Below are 17,007 nucleotides of genomic sequence, written 5' to 3' on the forward strand. Positions count from 1 at the left end.
CAATCAAGTTGGCAGATTCTACCCAATTTCTAGCCGCTTCGCACTAGCTAATTGGCTCACCTAATACCCTTAATAATATGACTTGCTGCGAAGATTGCTGCTCTAATCTGAAAGATAATCTTTTTGCTAGATAAATCCCTCCAACCGTTGCAAGAGCCGAAGTGAGGATGACTACCCCCTCTCCGAGAGAAAACGCAGGGGCAATCCACCATTGAGCGACCAAGGCGCCAATGATCATCGCAAACAGTGGCAAGAGATAAACCAGCGCTGCGGACTGCAATACGCTTTTTTCAGGCAAACCGATTTCCACCACTTGCCCTTTCTCAACTCGCTTATCTGTCACTAGATGCCAGTGGAGCGATTTTTTCCCCACGGCTTTAGATACAATGCCCGTCCCACAGCTCTTCTGAGATGAACAGCTACTGCAGCTCGTCTGCTGTTCGCAACTTAGCTCGACATCAAATCCCGATGCCAGCTCTGTCACCTCAGAAACTGTTGCCAATGCGGTCATCATTGGGTGGTACTCTCACTCTTTACAAACGTCACTGACAGAGCAATACGTTTGGCAGTAGCAGGGGGGATATCACCGATAACAGAGATTTCGTACTCGCCGCGAACAAAGCTATGCAGCGTTCTGCGACCTTGTCTCACTAGCTGTCCTTTAAGCGACAAGTCATCACTATCCGAGATATAGATAGAAAAATTAAATAAGCCATCACTGTACATTTGGCTTTCGACCATGCGGTCGGTATTGTTCATTCGATAACGATTGAGCTCTTTCGGCTCGAAACCATTAGGGATCCAACCAACCGTCCAATATGAACTGCTCACCTGACCTTTAGGCAAAGAGAGAACTTCTGGCAATTTGACCTGATTCAGTCCACTCATCGCCTGTCCAATCTGATCGTTAACACTAAATGAGATGGTTCGGTACTGCTCTAACACTTCACCATCTCGATCAACCAGATCAGCCCGTAAAGGTAATTTGCTTTTTTCATCTACCCACAGCACATACGAGTAACGCTGCCCATCTTTAGGTACAACACGTAACACCTGACATGCGGTACCCGCTTCGCGCGCGCGTCCGACAGGAATAAAGTCGTAAAACCCTTTCAACTTATCAACATTGGCATTGAGCATAGGGATGGTTGGTGCAACCAAGTTACCGGATTCAATCGTAAAAGGTTCGACGCCAGGTTCGATGTAACTCACTTCATCACCACGTCGAATAACCTCTCTTACTGGGCCACTCAAGTAAAGTAGATGAGCAAGTTGCTTACCCTCTGCGCGAGCGTGTCGGTACAGCAGTGGTTCAATGCTATTTTTCTTAATTAAAATATAAGACAGTTCGTAATTTAAATGCTGACTTGCCTCGTTCATTTGATGCAACAAAGCCTCTGCAGAATCATCATCTGCAAAGGCCAATGTTGTATTCAAACTGAGCAGTGTCAGCACACTGATCAGAATTTTTTTCATTCAACTACCGTTTCAGGATTATCACTGTGCTCAAGGCCGTTGTCACTATTCAAGCGTAACTGTAATTCGTAGTCTTGTAGCATCGCATTAATGCGACGACGTTGTTCCTGAACATTTAATTCATTGGTATTCGATTGTTCAAGCGAAGAGCGGGTTAAGCTCACTGGTTCAGCACTTCCAGAGAAAGGAATGGTTTGCAGAACAGGTAAAGTTTCCGCTTCTGGAACGCTAGCATCCGAGCCGCTATATTGTTGCACGCCAAGAATAACAACCAACGAGACACAGGCAGCCATAGCGACCTGACCAAATTGGCTTAACCAAGCAGGCATTTGACGACGAGCTTGTGACGGCGTCGGTTGAGACTCAACACGACGGTGCTGCGCTAACTGAGTTACTGTTGAGTGCGCTGGTTCATTTTCAAGTGCTAGCGCTACGCTTTCAGCAATGTTCCACTCCGGTTTTTCCGGAGCCTCACCACGCATCACGTCACCAATTAAATGATAATTGTGCCATGATTGCAGGCCTTCTTGGTCTTGCTCTAGTTCACTTATCAGAGCTTTATCAACCAACTCTCCATCCATGAGTGCTGAAAGTTTCTCTTTGTCAGCCATTATTTTCACCATTAATGTTACTGGTCTAGCGTTGCAAAAGGGGTTGAATTTTCTTTTCAACCGCTTCACGAGCACGGAAGATACGCGAACGTACCGTTCCTACAGGGCAATCCATAACCGCTGCTATTTCTTCGTAGCTTAAGCCATCGAGCTCGCGCAACGTCACTGCGGTTTTTAAATCATCAGGCAGTGCATCAATCGCACTGAAAACAACACGTTTCAATTCATTGGACAACGTTAAGTTCTCAGGGTTCGAAATTTCTTTTAATGCATTACCCGTTTCGTAATATTCAGCATCTTCAGTATCCACATCTTGTGCAGGGGGTCTTCTGCCCTGTGCGACAAGGTGGTTTTTTGCAGTATTAACGGCAATCCGATATAACCAAGTATAGAAGGCACTTTCACCACGAAAGCTTGGTATCGCTCGGTACGCCTTAATAAATGCTTCTTGTGCTACATCGGGAACATCACCAGGATTATTCACATAGCGAGAAATAAGATTGCAAACTTTGTTCTGGTACTTAGTCACCAACAAGTTGAATGCTTGCTTATCCCCATTCTGAACTCGCTCAATTAATACTTGATCGGTCAGCTGCTCGTTCATTCGAGCGGGTACTCCTATTGTTATTCGCCCCTATCTTCTCTGACATGGACATTAATTATGCAAAATGTAGTCTTGACACCACTGCTTACTTGAGCACTATTGTGACCTAGCTAATAAAGATAAGTTCAAAAATTCTTCAAACTATTTTTACGCAATGATGCACCAAACTACCTATGTTCCAAATTGTGGGGATGTAGGTAAAGAAAAGCAATGCTATTTACGAACAATTGCATTTATGCAAAGCCATTCTTGGAGTGGTACTATAGCGGATTGACTCTTTTGTTTTGTGAGTCAAATATGCAATTCAATGACAGATTTAAGAGCGGGTTCGCTCTGTTGTCTATGCGTTTTTTCGGGAAGGAAGGCGCACAGATACAACTTAACTCGGGAATGATAAAGTTTTATGAACGCAAACTGTGAACATCAGTGTGATGTGTTGGTGGTGGGTAGTGGCGCAGCAGGTCTATCGTTGGCGTTGCGTGTCGCTGAATACGGCAAAGTCATCGTGCTGAGTAAAGGAGCTCGTAGCGAAGGAGCGACCTATTACGCGCAAGGTGGTATCGCCGCAGTTTTCGATGAGTCAGACAGTATTGAATCGCACGTTCAAGACACCCTAATCGCAGGTGCAGGCATTTGCGAAAAAGAGACGGTTGAGTTTATTGCCCGAAACGCCAAAGAGTGTGTGCAATGGCTAATCGACGGTGGCGTTCCATTTGATCGTGAAGAAAACGATAGTGATGAGGCCCCTCGTTACCACTTAACCAGAGAGGGTGGTCACAGCCATCGTCGCATTTTACATGCCGCCGATGCTACAGGTATGGCAATGCAAACCTCTCTGCAAGACAATGTTCATAATCACCCAAACATTACGGTTTTAGAGCGTCATAACGCCCTAGACTTAATTACCGAAGACAAGGTCGGTGGAGACAGCAAAAAGGTTGTCGGTGCATACATCTGGAACCGTAATCAGGAGCACGTCGAAACCGTACGTTCAAAGTTCGTCGTTCTTGCGACAGGTGGAGCATCAAAAGTATACCAATACACGTCTAACCCTGACGTTTCATCCGGTGATGGTATCGCGATGGCTTGGCGTGCAGGCTGTCGAGTGGCAAACCTAGAGTTCAATCAATTCCATCCAACCTGTTTATATCATCCAGAAGCTCGAAACTTCTTGCTCACAGAAGCTTTGCGCGGTGAAGGCGCCTATTTGCGTCGTCCTGACGGCTCTCGCTTTATGCCTGATTTCGATCCACGTGAAGAGCTTGCACCACGTGATGTGGTCGCTCGTGCTATCGACTTTGAAATGAAACGACTGGGTGCAGACTGTATGTACCTAGACATTAGTCATAAGCCAGCAGATTTTATTGAGAAACACTTCCCAACCATCAATACGCGCCTGCTCGATCTTGGCATAGATACGACCAAAGAACCAATCCCAGTGGTTCCTGCGGCACACTACACCTGTGGTGGCGTTATGGTTGAGCAGACAGGCCAAACGGATCTCTCTCAACTCTATGCAATCGGTGAAGTCAGCTATACCGGTCTACACGGTGCAAACCGCATGGCATCAAATTCTTTGCTTGAGTGTGTGGTCTACGCGTGGGCTGCAGCCAATGACATCATCACAAATCTCGATCAAGCAACGTTGCCACCAAGTCTTCCTGCTTGGGATGAAAGTCAGGTTAGCTGCTCAGATGAAGAGGTCGTCATTCAGCATAACTGGCATGAGTTACGTCTCTTTATGTGGGACTACATGGGGATCGTTAGAACCGATAAGCGTTTGGAGCGTGCATTGCGCCGAATCCAGCTACTTCAGCAGGAAACACACGAGTACTACAGTAACTTCAGAGTATCTAACAACTTACTTGAACTGCGTAATCTACTACAGGTTGCTGAGCTTATGGTACGTTGTGCAATGGAACGCAAAGAGAGCCGCGGCCTACACTACACTCTAGACTACCCTGAACTTGCCGAAGACAGTGGTCCAACAATTTTAGTACCAGAGAAGCTAAAATAATCTCACTTGAGGGAGCCTATGGCTCCCTTTTTAACATCACCACTAACTCACGATATTTTGCTTCTGTGACACTATCTCGCCACAGCATCACTCTTTCCTCATTGCGATGAATGATCACCAAGCCGATCGGTAGAAACGTGAACATCACTTTTTTGATCTTATGCCGACCACGAGTTGATTGATATTGCGTTGCAGAAAAAAAGCTCACTTCATCTCGCAATGACTTAATAAGTAACGGTTCTGCCTTGACGTGTTTAAAAAGCACAAACAGAAGCAAAAAGGTTGGGGCTAACGGTAATGTAGAGAGGGTAATTATTGAGAAGGCCAAAACCAGTAGCAAGGTATTGGCCTTTAGCGCAATAGCTGATGGGGTTAAAGTGAGATTAACGCACTTTGCTGAGGTTATGCGCGACAATCTTATCTACCATTGCTGCATGGCCTAAGTTCTCGCTTCGACCATGTCCCATAATCCAGGTAAACAAATCTGGATCATCACACTCCAGCAGTGAGACAAAGTCACGTTGTTCATTTTCTTGTAGGCCATCAAAGCATTCTTCAAAAAATGGCATGATCACTACGTCGAGTTCTAACATTCCACGGCGACACGCCCATTTAATACGCGCTTTTTGTTCTGCGGGATACATTCTACTTCCTCACCTTATCGGTTGTTTGCGCCGAGTGTAACAAGCAAATAAGCTTACAACTAGTACGTCAGTCACACTCCCGACTAAGGTCACTATTTTCGTTCACTATCTAGATTATGAATGGCACACAATTCAAAAGGTTGTTTATCACTAGGAATAGGCGATAACATACGGCCATCAACTACTTATTAGGTAACTATCATGGATTGGCACAACGACTTTGCACCCTTACAACTCGCGTCGAATGATGTTCTTCCCCAACTGGCGATTGCCCCTCTCAACTCATGGGCTGCAATCACCATGGTTGGTGAAGATAAGAAGTCTTACTTACAAGGCCAAGTTACCTGCGATGTGGTTAAGCTAGAACCACATTTATCCACATTTGGCGCCCACTGCGATGCCAAAGGTAAAGTCTGGAGTGTATTCCGACTCTTCCATCACAATGATGGTTATGCCATGTTTCAACCGTCAGCAGTGATCGAAAAAGAGCTGGCTGAAATTAAAAAATATGCCGTTTTTTCAAAGGTAGAAATCAAGCAAGCCGACGAGATCGCTCTGGGGGTGATGGGTGAAAAGGCAACCGAACTGGTTGATAGACTATCTACTCTATCTGGAGATGTGCGCCCAATAGATGGCGGAACAGCCGTTAAAATAGACCACCAGCGCTGGTTGCTGCTAATAACACAAGAGGCGGCACAGCACATTGTGGCTTCAAGCCAAGCTGACAAGGTTGATGAGACACTTTGGACACTCCTCGATATCCAAGCGGGTTTGCCGATCTTAACAGCTGAACAGCAAAATGAGCACATACCACAAGCACTCAATGTTCAAGCTTTAGCGGGTATTAGCTTCACTAAAGGCTGTTACACCGGACAGGAAACGGTAGCACGAGCTAAATATCGCGGGATTAACAAACGTGCGCTATTCATTATTAAAGGGGAAGCACAGCAGGAGATTGCTGCTAACGCAGAACTAGAGCGCGCTGTTGGAGAAAACTGGCGTAGCGCGGGTCAACTGCTCGCACACTATCGCTATAGTAATAACCATGCCTTGGCTCTTGTTGTATTACCAAACAACTTAGAAGAGGACACTCAGCTACGCCTTAAAGACCAGGCTCAAAGTCAGTGGACTTTCGCGTCCCTTCCTTATTCACTTGAAGACAATGACTAGTCCGTTTTCTACTCATATTACCCAATACCTTGAATCGCAGCAGGTCAATTTTCGCCTGCTGCCTCATCAACGTCCAGCCGTCACAATTGAAGATGCGGCGATGCAAAGAGGTATTCGCCCAAGTCAGATGGTGAAGTCGATTGTACTGAGAGATATGAGCAATCGTTACGCCATCGCTTGTGCACCCGGAGATCAATCTATCGATCCCAAGAAAGTCAGGGCTTTACTAGAGTGGCGACGTATGACCTGCGTATCTATGGAGCAGGTAGCGAGTTTAACGGGCTACCAGATTGGTACCGTCGTTCCCCTTCTTTTAAAAACGCCAATGGCCGTGATCTTCGATCAACAACTTCTGAGTGAACCTGAAGTCACCATCAGCAGTGGCTCCAATATGGCGGGTATTGCCCTCCAATGTGATGATTTGATTCGCCTTTGCCAACCTAGAGTTGCCAATATCTGCCGTGACTGAAACGAAACCTACCCAAGTTGGATAACATTCAGATATTTTTTTGCAATCGATTGCATCAATTGGTGATTAGCGTCTCACGCCTAAGTATTGGTTGTTAGATTTTTATTCAATTTAAAAGCATAAGTAGTCAAGGTGCATTTTTTGAAGTATTCTGTTTTTGTTGGTTAAAGTTCGAACAAAGGTCATGTGCCCCGTTCGACACTCGCTGAAGAGTCTGTATATAACTTGCAATGCGAGTGCACTCCTTCTCCAACAAAAAAAAGTGAATCCACTGATTGTTTCAGGACATCCACTTTTTGTGTAATGCATCTGTGACTATTCGCCCGCCTTGAAGCGGGCTTTTTTTTGCAAATTTAACACCTAATTAGAAAGTTAAACTATTCTTAAAACTGTCACATAGTTCAGGCTTAATACTTCACGATTAAGACCTTCTATAAGTTCCTAACTCAGAACATAAATGAGGTAACTATCACAATAATTTGGATATTTATCCGCGAATTTGCTTACAGCAACACAAATATCCAAATAACACAGTTTTGACTGCATATTCCCCCATGACAATCACACTATTAATGGTGGGAACTCAGTATAATTGCGGTGCTTGCTAAACATAAGGACAAATGTATGAGACTGTTTAAGCGCTATACACCAGGTATGATTGCTAAACACATTAGTCGACTATTTAAAGGAAGGATTTATATCTACGGAGTAGGTAAATTTGAGTTTGATAACGGTAAGCTTATTCTGCCAGAAAAGGCAGAGCGCAGGCATTTTCAAGCGGTAAAAGAGATCAATAAAGAAATCATGAAACTCCGCTGTGCATACGCATAACAGAATTTAAAAAGGGTTGGCAATGCCAACCCTTTCCACTTTAGTGGGTTTGAGATTTTATTCCTCTGTTCTGTGCCAGTTTCGGCAAATCACCTTTCAAACCCAATGCGCGCTTCATAATCTCATCTTTTGCACCAGGAAGTTGGCCTGCTAGCTTCATACCTATACCGCGGAGCAGTTTTTTCGCTGGATTATTGCCTTCGAAGAGATCTTTAAATCCTTGCATTGCCGCAATCATCTTAGCGGCCTCAGCTTTACGCCAACGTTCATAACCCCGTAGATTTCGTTTAGTCCCAAAGTCTTCACCTTGCTGCCACATTTCTAGTACGTGTTGGGCAAGACTCGCCGCATCAAGCAAACCTAAGTTTACCCCCTGCCCTGCGAGTGGGTGAATGGTATGTGCCGCATCTCCAACTAATGCAACTCGCTCTGTCACAAAGTCGCGTGCATAGCGCATTTTTAATGGGAAGGCGAATCGCTCACCAAGCACTTCACACAAGCCAAGTCTATTATCAAACTCAGCAGTAAGCACTTTACTAAACTCATTGGCTGACATACCAAGTAAACGTTCAGCACGATTCGGTTCCGTCGACCACACAATAGAACTCAAATTATCTTCACCTAAAGGAAGAAAAGCCACTGGACCTTGAGGTGTAAAGGTTTGACGTGCAACACTTTGGTGAGATTCTTGAGTACGAACGTTAGCAACAATCGCGCTGTGACCGTAATCCCAATGTGTCAAAGGAATATCTTGCTGCTTGCGTACCCAAGAGTTGGCGCCATCAGCACCAACAACTAGCTTGGCCGTCAATGATTGCCCGCTATCTAAGTTGATCCATGCTTCACTCTCTCCAATCGCCATCGAAGCACATTTCGCCGGCATAAATAGAGTGACATTACTTTGCTGCTTAACTTGATCAAGTAACGCAAGTTGAATAACTCGGTTCTCTACAATATGACCGAGGTCCGGTTGCGCTAGCTGCTGTGCTTCGAACTCAATTCGAGCAAAACTGTCTTGTTCCCAGACTTCCATTGCACGATAAGGGGCCGCTCGACGCTGAACGATTCCTTGCCATGCCCCTAGGTTTCGCAAAATTGTCTCACTAGAACGACTTAATGCTGAAACACGCACATCAGGAAGCTCACCAAGCTCACTTTCTGGTTCACGACTTTCGATCACCGCGATACGTAGTTCTGTATCTTTGAACGCAGCGGCGAGCGCTAAGCCAACCATTCCACCACCAACAATGGCGATATCTACACTTTGCATCATATCTTTGTGTCCTTGCTGATATCTCTAACGAGACACCAAACCTAATGTTCTTCTCAATAGTGGTGTTTTGAGTATCGGCAAATTATCCATCGCAAACAGACCCACATTTCGCCCGATCCGCGTCACTAAGTAATCATTTGAAAACAGATGTACTAACGCAGAGGTCATCTCAATTGTCGCATCACGATCATCACATCGAGACTGCTTAAAGCGTTTTAAAACCTGATAACAACCCACATCATGTGTCGAATTTGCAATACTTTCAGCCAAGGTAGCGACGTCTCTGATACCTAAGTTAAATCCCTGTCCAGCGATAGGGTGAAGCGTTTGTGCCGCATTCCCGACAACAGCAAAGCGGTGCGAAACATTTTCTTTTCGATATCTAAGTAGTAACGGGTAGCTCGCTCGCTGTCCGACTTTTTTTAACTTACCTAACCGCCAACCAAATGCCGTTTGAAGCTCTGACAAGAACTGTTTGTCATCATAGTCCATGACTTCTGTCGCATGTTCTGGACGCAAACACCAAACTAAGGACATACGCCCTTCCGACATAGGTAACAGGGCAACAGGTCCGGACTCGGTGAAACGCTCAAATGCTTGCCCCTTATGAGCAAGCTCTGTGGTAACATTCGCTATCACAGCAACTTGATCGAAGTTATGCTCAGTCAGTTCATGCCCCAACTGCTGGCAACAGGTAGACATCGCGCCATCTGCCGCAACCAACAATTTACCTTCAACCACCGTTTCATTGGTGAGCCTTATCTGCACTTTTTTCTCATGACGAGTAACTTGACTTACAGAAGCTTGGATCAGTTCAATATTGCCGTCTAACTGAGCCTGACTATTGTAAATACGACCAACATCAGCCAATTCGACAACATACCCCAAGGCTTCTAGACCCACTTCCTGAGTTGCGATATCGGTCAGACCTGCATGGGTTCGGTCGGAGACATGAATGTGTTCAATTGGCGTGGCAATTTTTGCAATTTCTTCCCATAAACCAAACTTCCTCAGGATCGCCGCGCTACCATAGGAAAGTGCAATCGAACGTGAATCAAAGCCAGGATGAGCCTGATCGTCAACAGGAAAAGGTTCTATCACCGCAATAGACAAAGGTTGTTTGGAAAGCTTATTTATCGCTAATGCTAAGGTCATTCCTGCCATAGCACCACCAGCAATCACCACATCAAACTGCTTCATCGCGTTACCTATTAATGAATCGTTGGAGCCTGTTTCTCGACCGGTTTTTGGCCAAATTCTGCATGAATGGTCAACACACATGCCTTAACATGTTCGATCACGTGCTCTAATAACTGAGCTTGTTCTTCGAGATCATCCTCTTCGTCAATACCCAGTTTGGCTATTTCTTCTAAATCAGCCAATGCCTCTTTAACGTCACTTGATGCCTTATTGAGCGCAGCATTGATTAAACCAAGACCAGAAATAAAGTGGTTAACCCATTCGGCCAAACCATCTGCGACGTCAAACAGTGTTGCACTCGCTTCATCATCGGGAAGGAGTAGCTCAAGATCCATTCCAGAACCTGTTAGCTCCTGAATAGTTGCATCTAAAGTGCCTTCGGCTAACTGCAAAGATTTTGTAGGCCACCCCATACCTTCACTCACATAGTCATAAACAAGTGGCTGCCAACTTTTATCTATTAGGCTCAAACCGCCACAAAGCATTCCAGTAAGCAAGCCGTGAAGTTCTGCTGGGTTAACCGCTAAGCCTGCCGACTGTAACTCACTGGCAAATGTCAGATAATCAGGTAATTTGGTGTCGCTCATTGCTATGACCTAAAATAAAGTAAATATCCTCAATCGTATCACTTACCAAAGCAGGCGAAAACGCGTGATTGCGCAATTATGGGGAGCTTTTACACAAATTGCCCAATTACTGTGTTGTTACACACTGATTTTGGTTAGGTCTAACTGAAAAGCTTGAATCTTAATAAGGCTTTTTCTATAGTTTCTCCCTCGGTGATTATCTGCTTTATCACCTTAGACAACAGATATAGAGTCGGTATGAGTAATCAAGCGGTAGAAGTCGAAATCTTAGGCAAACTAACTCGTGTTAACTGTCCAGCAGGACAAGAAGAGTCTTTGATCAATGCAGCAGCACGTTTAGATGATCGCCTTAAAGAGTTAGCGGCTAAAACCAAGATGACCAACGAAGTACAGCTGCTGACCTTTGTTGCCTTAAACTTTTGTCACGAACTCGAAGTCCGCGACAACGATTCAAAGCAGGAACAAGATGCAATGGTTGAGCGTATGGAACTGCTCTCTGCGTCTTTGGATGATGCAATTAGTAAAGTTAAGCCAGGACAGCAGTAACCTTTACACCATCAAGAATTTACCCTGGAGTGTTCGTGAGGGGATTAAGTCCCTGAGCCGATAAGCAATACCCAAGGGTTAGTACTTGATAGCTATTGAGCAAGCTCGGCTTGTACCGAGAAGCCTACGGTTATCTCTGCTGATCCGCCTTGAACCAGCTGGTTCAAGGGTCCATATCTCCAACGGCACTCTGGGGTATCCCTATCTCGATACCCAGCAACCATGGGTAATGTCATGACTCTTTCACGCCAAGACTTACGCAAAGTCATTCGACAGAAACGCAATGCGCTCAGTAGCGACACGCAATATCTGGCAGGATTAGACTTAGTGACACAATTCAAGCAATTGCCTGAGATCGCCTCAGCACAACACATCGCTTTGTACATCACCGCAGATGGCGAGATCGATACTAAACCACTCATTGAATGGCTATGGCAGCAGGGAAAGGATGTCTACTTGCCTGTAATTCATCCCTTCTCCCACGGTCATCTACTGTTTCTTCGATACTCAAGCACGACACCTATGGTGCTAAACCGCTATGCAATTGCAGAACCCAAATTAGACCAGACTCAGATTATTCCTGTCGCTCAGCTTGATCTCATCTGCACCCCTTTAGTCGCTTTTGACTCGACTGGACATCGCCTAGGAATGGGAGGGGGCTACTACGATCGAACGCTAGAGCCTTGGTTCAACACTCGCCTCGGGCCTAAACCGATTGGATTAGCCCATGACTGCCAGCAAGTCGACTCACTGCCTATTGAGTCTTGGGATGTACCTCTACCTAAAATAGTGACGCCAAGCCAGATCTGGGATTGGGAATAAAACCAATTTGCAGCTATAATCGCCGCCGCAAACGATTTAACTACCGCCTCTAGGAGATGAGCATGACTCAAGATGAAATGAAGAAAGAAGCTGGTTGGGCAGCACTCAAGTATGTTGAAAAAGGCAGCATTGTTGGTGTTGGTACAGGCTCTACTGTGAATCACTTCATCGATGCACTTGCAACAATGAAAGATGACATCAAAGGTGCTGTTTCAAGCTCTGATGCATCAACTGAAAAGCTAAAAGGTCTCGGCATCGAAGTCTTCGACTGCAACGATGTTGCGATGCTAGACATCTATGTTGATGGTGCTGATGAGATCAACGCATCTCGTGACATGATCAAAGGCGGTGGCGCAGCACTGACTCGTGAGAAAATTGTTGCTGCTATTTCTGAGAAGTTCGTCTGTATCGTTGACAATACTAAAGCAGTCGACGTACTTGGCCAATTCCCACTACCAGTAGAAGTTATCCCAATGGCACGCTCTTACGTCGCTCGCCAGTTGGTTAAATTCGGTGGTGATCCTGCTTACCGTGAAGGTGTAGTCACTGACAATGGCAACGTTATTCTTGATGTGCATGGCATGAAGATTACAGATCCAAAAGATCTAGAAGATAAAATCAACTCTATTGCTGGTGTCGTCACTGTTGGTCTATTCGCACACCGTGGTGCTGATGTTGTCATCACTGGTACGCCGGAAGGGGCAAAAATCGAAGAGTAACCCATCAATTTTGGTTATTTCATTACAAGCGGCGCCATTTGGCGCCGTTTTTTTCATTTTAATCAATAAATATTCTGCCTTATTCCGTAATTTTCTTACCCAAACTGTATTTTTTTTGTTAAGTTAATGGTCAGAAGACGCACAAGGAAAACGTTTGCGTGCTACATAACGCTGATAAAAACGTTTGCTTTATCTGCTTTAGTCTAATGTGCGCCACTTAAGCCCAATTTCCCCACTTTAAGGAAGAAGACAATGGCCAAAGTTTCACTGGAAAAAGACAAAATAAAAATTCTCTTGCTTGAAGGTCTACATCCATCAACAGTAGAAGTTCTTCAGGCTGCCGGCTACACCAACATTGAGTATCACAAAGGTTCACTTCCAGAAGATGAGCTTCTAGAAGCCGTTAAGGATGTCCATTTTATTGGTATCCGTTCGCGCACTAATTTGACAGAAGAAGTGATCAACGCTGCCGAAAAGTTAGTCGCCATTGGCTGTTTCTGTATTGGTACCAACCAAGTTGATCTTAAAGCAGCCGCATCTCGCGGTATTCCAGTATTTAACGCACCTTTCTCAAATACACGTAGTGTTGCGGAATTGGTACTGGGTCAGATCTTATTGCTACTACGCGGTATTCCAGAAAAGAACGCGCTAGCTCACCGTGGTATTTGGAAGAAGAGTGCTGACAATTCATACGAAGCACGCGGTAAACGTTTAGGTATTATCGGTTATGGTCACATTGGTACACAGTTAGGCATTATTGCTGAAAACCTGGGGATGCGTGTCTACTTCTACGATATTGAGAACAAGCTTTCACTAGGTAACGCGACTCAAGTCCACACCATGAGTGAGCTTCTAAATAAATGTGATGTCATCTCACTTCACGTTCCTGAAACCGCTGATACAAAGAACATGATGGGTGCCGAAGAGTTCGCTCGCATGAAGCCAGGTTCAATCTTTATCAACGCTGCTCGTGGTACCGTAGTTGATATCGAAGCACTCTGCCATAGCCTGGAAGCAGGTCACCTTGCTGGTGCGGCAATTGACGTATTCCCGACCGAGCCTAAAACCAACGCAGATCCATTTGAGTCTCCACTGCAAAAATTCGATAACGTGATCCTAACTCCTCACGTAGGCGGCTCAACTCAGGAAGCTCAAGAAAACATTGGCGTAGAAGTAGCAGGAAAATTGGCTAAGTACTCAGACAATGGTTCAACGCTATCAAGCGTTAACTTCCCTGAAGTTTCTCTACCAGAGCATCGCGATTGTTCACGACTGCTGCACATTCACGAAAACCGTCCAGGTATTCTGACTCAAATTAACACCATCTTCGCTGAAGAGGGGATTAATATCGCAGGTCAGTACCTACAGACAGCAGCAGACTTCGGTTATGTGGTTATTGATGTAGAAACGGAACGCTCTGAAGAAGCACTGAAAAAGCTAAAAAGCATCGAAGGTACTATTCGCGCTCGTATCCTTCACTAATCAATTCATAAATGCAAAAAACCACCGTTATACGGTGGTTTTTTTATTGGCTAAACAGCGACTTTTAAGGTTTTAAAGCGCGTTCACCACGAGCGATTCCAACGACACCACTGCGTGCTACTTCGATCACTTCTGTGACTTCAGAAATGGCCTGAATAAAGGCATCAAGTTTCTCGCTGGTTCCTGCCATCTGTACCGTGTACTGGGAAGCCGTAACATCAACAATCTGACCACGGAAGATATCAGCAGTACGTTTAACTTCCGCACGTGAAAAACCGCTGGCTTTCACTTTCACCATCATCAGTTCACGTTCGATATGGTCAAGCTCTGTCACTTCCTGCACTTTAAGGACATCAATCAGTTTGTTAAGTTGCTTCTGGATCTGCTCCAGTTCCATGTCATCAGAGATGGTTGTAATGTTTAAACGCGATAATGTTTCATCATCTGTCGGTGAAACCGTTAGAGATTCGATGTTGTAAGCACGTTGAGAAAACAGACCAACAACACGCGATAAAGCCCCCGGTTGGTTTTCCATTAGTAGTGAAATAATGTGTCTCATAATTACGTTCTCTCCGTCTTGCTTAACCACATTTTGTCCATACCCTCACCTTTGATCTGCATTGGATATACATGCTCAGTCTCGTCCACATTGATATCAACAAACACTAAGCGATCTTTCATATCAAGTGCTTGTTTTAGACCAGATTCCAACTGATCTGGAGACTCAATTCGGATACCAACATGGCCATAAGCTTCAGCAATGGCGGCAAAATCAGGAACAGAACTCATATATGAGTTTGAATGGCGGCCTTGGTAAATAATGTCTTGCCATTGTTTTACCATGCCTAAGAATCGGTTATTCAAGTTAATGATTTTAACAGGGATATCGTATTGCATTGCTGTCGATAGTTCCTGAATATTCATTTGGATACTGCCGTCACCAGTCACTACCACCACTTCTTCTTCAGGCTTGGCGAACTTAACACCCATACCTGCTGGTAGACCGAAGCCCATCGTGCCAAGACCACCAGAGTTGATCCAGCGGCGAGGTTTATTGAATGGGTAGTAAAGGGCTGCAAACATTTGGTGCTGACCTACATCAGAAGCAACATAAGCGTCGCCATTTGTCAGCTTGTGCAAGGTTTCAATAACTTGCTGAGGCTTAATACGCTCAGGTGATGTCTCATAAGACAAACACTCACGATCACGCCACACTTGGATCTCATCCCACCAGCGATTTAAAGCATCTTGATCGTTCGTGCTACCCTGCTCTTCAAGCAGTTTAACCATGCTTTCGAGAACTTTTTCTGCAGAGCCTACAATAGGCAGATCCGCTTTCACGTTTTTCGAGATTGATGAAGGATCAATATCGATATGCATTACTTTAGCGTCTGGGCAGTACTTCTCTAGATTGTTTGTGGTTCGGTCATCAAAACGAACGCCGACACCAAAAATGAGATCCGCTCTATGCATCGCCATATTGGCTTCATACACACCATGCATACCCAACATTCCTAAGGAATTTTTATGAGTGCCGGGGAATGCACCAAGCCCCATCAAAGTACTGACTACAGGTAGATTTAGCGCTTCAGCCAATTTAGTTAGGTGCTCTTCTGCACCAGAAATAACGGCGCCACCACCTACATACAGCACAGGTCGTTTTGCTTCTAGAAGGGTCTTCAGGCCTTTCTTGATTTGACCTTTGTGACCAGTCGTTGTCGGTTTGTAAGAGCGCATTGAAATAGCTTGAGGGTACTCATACGGCAGCTTAACCTGAGGATTCATTACATCTTTAGGTAAATCAATAAGTACAGGGCCAGGGCGACCGGTGGTTGCAATATAGAAGGCTTTCTTAACCGTTTCAGGAATGTCTTCAGCTTTCTTTACTAAGAAACTGTGTTTAACAACTGGGCGAGATACACCCACGATATCACACTCTTGGAATGCGTCATTACCAATCATGTTATTCGGTACGTTGCCCGAAATTACGATCATTGGAATAGAGTCCATATACGCCGTCGCAATACCGGTAATGGTGTTGGTAGCACCAGGGCCAGAACAGACAAGCACTACACCTGAGTTGCCAGTGGCTCGTGCATAGCCATCAGCCATATGAGTTGCTGCTTGTTCATGACGAACGAGTACATGCTTAATTTGATCAGTTTTTGCGTGAAGCGCATCGTAGATATCTAAAACAGAACCGCCTGGGTAGCCAAAGATCTGTTCTACGCCTTCTTCGATCAGAGATTGAACAACCATCTCTGCTCCGGACAACATTGCTGCCATATTTTTCTCCTTAAACCAGTTTGTCATCGGATAAGGTCAATCTGATGAGCTGGTTTTCCATAGTCTAGGTCTTATTCGTAGCCTAATTCGAAATATTTCCACTTTTTCGGCTATGTCTTGCTCATAGGTAACATAAAGCAAAGTAACGCAACAAATGTAACGTTTTATTATCAACGGGTCTAATGCGATTTATCTCCCACTTTGAAGATTGCACTGGAAAGTAATTATTTATAGCAAGATGAGTCTAAAACAACCCTTTCAAACAGATCC

The 17,007-nt window shown here is 44.9% G+C and carries 19 protein-coding genes and 1 other RNA gene; 9 read left to right on the top strand and 11 right to left on the bottom strand.

Features of this window, described 5'->3' with window-relative positions:
- Positions 1-43: 43 nt before the first annotated feature.
- The 4 genes from DA100_RS09110 to rpoE are packed head-to-tail and all read right to left on the bottom strand — an operon-like array spanning position 44 to position 2,691.
- The gene (locus DA100_RS09110) at positions 44-514 is read right to left on the bottom strand and encodes a SoxR reducing system RseC family protein (RefSeq protein WP_138971850.1); all 471 of its coding nucleotides are present in this window, start codon (positions 512-514) and stop codon (positions 44-46) included.
- Positions 511-1,476, bottom strand: a complete 966-nt coding sequence (gene rseB, locus DA100_RS09115) for a sigma-E factor regulatory protein RseB (protein ID WP_138971851.1) — start codon at positions 1,474-1,476, stop codon at positions 511-513. The genes DA100_RS09110 and rseB overlap by 4 nt, the downstream gene beginning before the upstream one ends.
- Positions 1,473-2,087 carry an RseA family anti-sigma factor gene (locus DA100_RS09120; protein WP_138971852.1) on the bottom strand — a complete coding sequence of 205 codons (615 nt, stop codon included), beginning with the start codon at positions 2,085-2,087 and terminating at the stop codon, positions 1,473-1,475. The genes rseB and DA100_RS09120 overlap by 4 nt, the downstream gene beginning before the upstream one ends.
- Positions 2,088-2,112: 25 nt before the next feature.
- Positions 2,113-2,691 (bottom strand): RNA polymerase sigma factor RpoE, encoded by a 579-nt coding sequence (gene rpoE / locus DA100_RS09125; protein ID WP_138971853.1) that lies wholly within the window; start codon positions 2,689-2,691, stop codon positions 2,113-2,115.
- Positions 2,692-3,094: 403 nt separating this feature from the next.
- Here rpoE and nadB point away from each other — a divergent pair, with 403 nt between their 5' ends.
- Positions 3,095-4,708, top strand: coding sequence for an L-aspartate oxidase (gene nadB, locus DA100_RS09130; RefSeq protein ID WP_138971854.1), 1,614 nt, complete (start codon positions 3,095-3,097; stop codon positions 4,706-4,708).
- 16 nt (positions 4,709-4,724) lie between these two features.
- Here nadB and DA100_RS21590 read toward each other — a convergent pair whose 3' ends face one another.
- Both DA100_RS21590 and DA100_RS09140 read right to left on the bottom strand, forming a co-directional pair.
- Positions 4,725-5,123 carry a protein YgfX gene (locus DA100_RS21590; RefSeq protein WP_346763717.1) on the bottom strand — a complete coding sequence of 133 codons (399 nt, stop codon included), beginning with the start codon at positions 5,121-5,123 and terminating at the stop codon, positions 4,725-4,727.
- A complete protein-coding gene (locus DA100_RS09140) occupies positions 5,092-5,352 on the bottom strand; it encodes a succinate dehydrogenase assembly factor 2 (protein WP_138971856.1) in 261 nt (86 codons plus the stop codon). The genes DA100_RS21590 and DA100_RS09140 overlap by 32 nt, the downstream gene beginning before the upstream one ends.
- A gap of 201 nt (positions 5,353-5,553) precedes the next feature.
- Here DA100_RS09140 and ygfZ point away from each other — a divergent pair, with 201 nt between their 5' ends.
- From ygfZ to DA100_RS09155, 3 genes are all read left to right on the top strand, one after another.
- Positions 5,554-6,522 carry a tRNA-modifying protein YgfZ gene (gene ygfZ, locus DA100_RS09145; RefSeq protein ID WP_138971857.1) on the top strand — a complete coding sequence of 323 codons (969 nt, stop codon included), beginning with the start codon at positions 5,554-5,556 and terminating at the stop codon, positions 6,520-6,522.
- Entirely contained in the window at positions 6,515-6,991 is a 477-nt protein-coding gene (locus DA100_RS09150) for a YbaK/EbsC family protein (protein WP_138971858.1), read from the top strand. The genes ygfZ and DA100_RS09150 overlap by 8 nt, the downstream gene beginning before the upstream one ends.
- Positions 6,992-7,615: 624 nt before the next feature.
- Complete coding sequence (locus tag DA100_RS09155) at positions 7,616-7,822, top strand: DUF1107 domain-containing protein (RefSeq protein ID WP_138971859.1); 207 nt, start codon at positions 7,616-7,618, stop codon at positions 7,820-7,822.
- Positions 7,823-7,862: 40 nt separating this feature from the next.
- Here the strand turns inward: DA100_RS09155 and DA100_RS09160 are convergent, their stop codons facing one another.
- Genes DA100_RS09160 through DA100_RS09170 form a run of 3 tightly spaced genes read right to left on the bottom strand, consistent with a single transcriptional unit; the run spans position 7,863 to position 10,882 of the window.
- A complete protein-coding gene (locus DA100_RS09160; protein WP_138971860.1) occupies positions 7,863-9,095 on the bottom strand; it encodes an FAD-dependent 2-octaprenylphenol hydroxylase in 1,233 nt (410 codons plus the stop codon).
- A gap of 24 nt (positions 9,096-9,119) precedes the next feature.
- A complete protein-coding gene (gene ubiH / locus DA100_RS09165) occupies positions 9,120-10,295 on the bottom strand; it encodes a 2-octaprenyl-6-methoxyphenyl hydroxylase (protein ID WP_138971861.1) in 1,176 nt (391 codons plus the stop codon).
- 11 nt (positions 10,296-10,306) lie between these two features.
- On the bottom strand, positions 10,307-10,882 hold the full coding sequence (locus DA100_RS09170) for a YecA family protein (RefSeq protein ID WP_138971862.1): 576 nt from the start codon (positions 10,880-10,882) through the stop codon (positions 10,307-10,309).
- 237 nt (positions 10,883-11,119) lie between these two features.
- Here DA100_RS09170 and zapA point away from each other — a divergent pair, with 237 nt between their 5' ends.
- The 5 genes from zapA (at position 11,120) to serA (ending at position 14,451) form a co-directional block, all read left to right on the top strand.
- Positions 11,120-11,428 carry a cell division protein ZapA gene (gene zapA / locus DA100_RS09175; protein WP_138971863.1) on the top strand — a complete coding sequence of 103 codons (309 nt, stop codon included), beginning with the start codon at positions 11,120-11,122 and terminating at the stop codon, positions 11,426-11,428.
- A gap of 18 nt (positions 11,429-11,446) precedes the next feature.
- Positions 11,447-11,629, top strand: a non-coding RNA gene (gene ssrS / locus DA100_RS09180) — 6S RNA.
- A gap of 33 nt (positions 11,630-11,662) precedes the next feature.
- Complete coding sequence (locus DA100_RS09185) at positions 11,663-12,250, top strand: 5-formyltetrahydrofolate cyclo-ligase (protein WP_138971864.1); 588 nt, start codon at positions 11,663-11,665, stop codon at positions 12,248-12,250.
- Between the two features lie 62 nt (positions 12,251-12,312).
- Positions 12,313-12,969: a ribose-5-phosphate isomerase RpiA gene (rpiA, locus tag DA100_RS09190; RefSeq protein WP_138971865.1), complete on the top strand. Its 657-nt coding sequence runs from the start codon at positions 12,313-12,315 to the stop codon at positions 12,967-12,969.
- Between the two features lie 252 nt (positions 12,970-13,221).
- The gene (gene serA, locus DA100_RS09195) at positions 13,222-14,451 is read left to right on the top strand and encodes a phosphoglycerate dehydrogenase (RefSeq protein WP_138971866.1); all 1,230 of its coding nucleotides are present in this window, start codon (positions 13,222-13,224) and stop codon (positions 14,449-14,451) included.
- A gap of 64 nt (positions 14,452-14,515) precedes the next feature.
- Here serA and ilvN read toward each other — a convergent pair whose 3' ends face one another.
- Entirely contained in the window at positions 14,516-15,010 is a 495-nt protein-coding gene (ilvN, locus tag DA100_RS09200; protein WP_138971867.1) for an acetolactate synthase small subunit, read from the bottom strand.
- A 2-nt stretch (positions 15,011-15,012) separates the two neighbouring features.
- Positions 15,013-16,737: an acetolactate synthase 3 large subunit gene (locus DA100_RS09205; RefSeq protein ID WP_138971868.1), complete on the bottom strand. Its 1,725-nt coding sequence runs from the start codon at positions 16,735-16,737 to the stop codon at positions 15,013-15,015.
- Between the last annotated feature and the right edge of the window lie 270 nt (positions 16,738-17,007).

It is taken from the genome of Vibrio sp. Hep-1b-8 (assembly GCF_006124995.1).
Classification (GTDB): domain Bacteria; phylum Pseudomonadota; class Gammaproteobacteria; order Enterobacterales; family Vibrionaceae; genus Vibrio.

Coding starts and splice junctions, on each gene's coding strand:
- DA100_RS09160 (WP_138971860.1), bottom strand. CDS start 9,095: ATGATGCAAAGTGTAGATATCGCCATTGTTGGTGGTGGAATGGTTGGC.
- DA100_RS09140 (WP_138971856.1), bottom strand. CDS start 5,352: ATGTATCCCGCAGAACAAAAAGCGCGTATTAAATGGGCGTGTCGCCGT.
- serA (WP_138971866.1), top strand. CDS start 13,222: ATGGCCAAAGTTTCACTGGAAAAAGACAAAATAAAAATTCTCTTGCTT.
- rseB (WP_138971851.1), bottom strand. CDS start 1,476: ATGAAAAAAATTCTGATCAGTGTGCTGACACTGCTCAGTTTGAATACA.
- DA100_RS09185 (WP_138971864.1), top strand. CDS start 11,663: ATGACTCTTTCACGCCAAGACTTACGCAAAGTCATTCGACAGAAACGC.
- DA100_RS09120 (WP_138971852.1), bottom strand. CDS start 2,087: ATGGCTGACAAAGAGAAACTTTCAGCACTCATGGATGGAGAGTTGGTT.
- DA100_RS09155 (WP_138971859.1), top strand. CDS start 7,616: ATGAGACTGTTTAAGCGCTATACACCAGGTATGATTGCTAAACACATT.
- DA100_RS09150 (WP_138971858.1), top strand. CDS start 6,515: ATGACTAGTCCGTTTTCTACTCATATTACCCAATACCTTGAATCGCAG.
- ilvN (WP_138971867.1), bottom strand. CDS start 15,010: ATGAGACACATTATTTCACTACTAATGGAAAACCAACCGGGGGCTTTA.
- DA100_RS09205 (WP_138971868.1), bottom strand. CDS start 16,737: ATGGCAGCAATGTTGTCCGGAGCAGAGATGGTTGTTCAATCTCTGATC.
- rpiA (WP_138971865.1), top strand. CDS start 12,313: ATGACTCAAGATGAAATGAAGAAAGAAGCTGGTTGGGCAGCACTCAAG.
- nadB (WP_138971854.1), top strand. CDS start 3,095: ATGAACGCAAACTGTGAACATCAGTGTGATGTGTTGGTGGTGGGTAGT.
- zapA (WP_138971863.1), top strand. CDS start 11,120: ATGAGTAATCAAGCGGTAGAAGTCGAAATCTTAGGCAAACTAACTCGT.
- DA100_RS09110 (WP_138971850.1), bottom strand. CDS start 514: ATGATGACCGCATTGGCAACAGTTTCTGAGGTGACAGAGCTGGCATCG.
- DA100_RS09170 (WP_138971862.1), bottom strand. CDS start 10,882: ATGAGCGACACCAAATTACCTGATTATCTGACATTTGCCAGTGAGTTA.
- ubiH (WP_138971861.1), bottom strand. CDS start 10,295: ATGAAGCAGTTTGATGTGGTGATTGCTGGTGGTGCTATGGCAGGAATG.
- ygfZ (WP_138971857.1), top strand. CDS start 5,554: ATGGATTGGCACAACGACTTTGCACCCTTACAACTCGCGTCGAATGAT.
- rpoE (WP_138971853.1), bottom strand. CDS start 2,691: ATGAACGAGCAGCTGACCGATCAAGTATTAATTGAGCGAGTTCAGAAT.